Consider the following 2,060-nt stretch of genomic DNA (forward strand, 5'->3'; position numbering starts at 1 on the left):
ACGACCTATATCGTTATAACCCACGATATCCATTTGACGTACAAGATAGCCGATAAAGTGGCCATGCTACACCAGGGAAAGATAATCGCAACGGGGACCGTGGACGAGATAAAACAGGACCCTAACCCGGTCCTCAGGCAATTCCTCGAAGGAAAGGCCGAAGGGCCGATAAAGGTGTATTGAGGTTTTAGTTGCCTGCGCCTTGAGCTTTAACTGCCTGGATACGGAGAAACCGGATGCCATCTATAAAACTCAGCACCGAAGCCAAGGTAGGCCTCTTCGTTTTCGCGGGCATCCTTATCCTCGTCTACATGTCGCTCAGGCTCGGCGGCTTTGAGTTGGGAAGGGCAGAGGGCATAACGTTAACGGTAAAGCTCGACACCGCGGCGGGCCTTGACGTGAACGCATCGGTGCGCGTAGCGGGAGTGGAGGTGGGCAGGGTAAGAAAGATCGAGCTCGAAGACAACAAGGCGAAACTCGTACTCCTTATAAGGCCCGAGGCGAAGGTCAGAAAAGACTTCGTCGCAGTCCTGAAGACCAAGGGCCTGCTCGGAGAGAAGTACCTCGACCTTGTCCCGGGCTCGCCCGACGCACCCATACTTGAAGACGGGGACGAGATTACTCGCGTCACGACCTACATCGACATGGACAGGCTCCTGACCATCCTGGGCGGTGCCGCCGACGACATAAAGCAGGTAAGCGCCGCGCTAAGCTCGGTGCTCGGCGGCAAGGAGGGCGAGGCGAGCCTCAGGAACATCGTTAACAACCTCGAGGATATGACCACGGCGACGAACCGGATAATCCAGGAACACGAAGACAAGCTCGGCCGCATACTCACAAACATGGACGCCTTTTCCGAGAGCCTTAAAAACGAGACCCCGAAGGTGGCCCAGGGGCTCCGGGAAGTCGCTGAAAACCTCAACCTGGTCATAACCGAAAACAGGGCCAACATCAAGGCGGGCGTGGAGAACTTGAGAATTGCTGCAGCCAAGCTCGAAGAGACTATGGATACGATAAACACGGTCGCCGGCGACGTGGGCCCCAAGATAAGCGAAACGGCGACCACCATAAAAGATGCGGTGGGGTCAATACAGGATGCGACGGCCACCATAGGAGATGCCGCGGCTACAATGGGGAATGTCGCAAAAAAACTCGACGAGGGTGAAGGCACACTCGCAAAACTCATAAACGAGCCCACGGTGCACGACAACCTCAGCACTACCCTCGAGGGCATAAACAAGGTTATAAAAAAGAGCGAGGCCTTCCGCTTCTTCATCAGTTACAGGGGCGAATTCCTCTTCGACGAGAACGCGACAAAGAGCTACTTTTCGCTCAAGATCCAGCCCAAGGCGGATAAATACTATCTCTTTGAGGTCGTGGACGACCCGAGGGGGCACATAGAGACCAAGGTGATCGACAGGGTGGTCGACGGGGTCCCGACCAGGATAGAAGAGACCAAGGTATCGGACGAGATAGAATTCTCCGCCCAGATAGCCAAGAGGTTCAAGAACTTTACTCTAAGGGGCGGGGTCATCGAGAGCTCGGGCGGGGTCGGCGTGGACTATCACCTCTTCGAAGACCGCTTGAAGTTCACACTCGAGGCCTTTGACTTCGACGAGGAGCGTAACCCGCACCTTAAGTTCGGCGCCACTTACAGCCTCAGCAAGTACTTCTTCCTCACCGTCGGTTATGACGACTTTGTAAGCAGGATAGACCTGGAATCGGTCTTCTTAGGCCTGGGCTTCCGGTTTGAGGACGACGACTTGAAGTACCTGTTGACCAGCGCCCCTCCTATAAGTTTTTAGTCCCTTCACAGGGCGAAAAAAACACTTTGCGCCGGACCTGTCGCTCTACGCCGTACGGACGGGTCCTTGGAAGTACCGGCAGAAAGCGGCGCAGTCTAATTCCCGCACGAATAAGGTTTTAGCGTAGTGACCTCGAAAAAAAAAGTCCTCGGCATAGCGTTCGACATAGGGACCACGACCGTTGCCGGAAGCCTGGTGGCCCTCGCGGACGGGAGGGAAATAAAGACCCATTCGGTTAAAAACCCCCAACTGAAG

The 2,060-nt window shown here is 55.0% G+C and carries 2 protein-coding genes; both read left to right on the forward strand.

Annotated features, from left to right (window positions below; genetic code table 11):
* Positions 1 to 183, forward strand: a 183-nt coding sequence (locus V3W31_05600; GenBank protein ID MEE9614415.1) for an ABC transporter ATP-binding protein, incomplete at its 5' end; no start/stop codon positions are given.
* Between the two features lie 53 nt (positions 184 to 236).
* Positions 237 to 1,805: an MlaD family protein gene (locus V3W31_05605; protein MEE9614416.1), complete on the forward strand. Its 1,569-nt coding sequence runs from the start codon at positions 237 to 239 to the stop codon at positions 1,803 to 1,805.
* Positions 1,806 to 2,060 lie beyond the last annotated feature (255 nt).

This window comes from Thermodesulfobacteriota bacterium (genome assembly GCA_036482575.1).
In the GTDB taxonomy this organism is placed as follows: domain Bacteria; phylum Desulfobacterota; class GWC2-55-46; order GWC2-55-46; family JAUVFY01; genus JAZGJJ01.

Coding starts and splice junctions, on each gene's coding strand:
- V3W31_05605 (MEE9614416.1), top strand. CDS start 237: ATGCCATCTATAAAACTCAGCACCGAAGCCAAGGTAGGCCTCTTCGTT.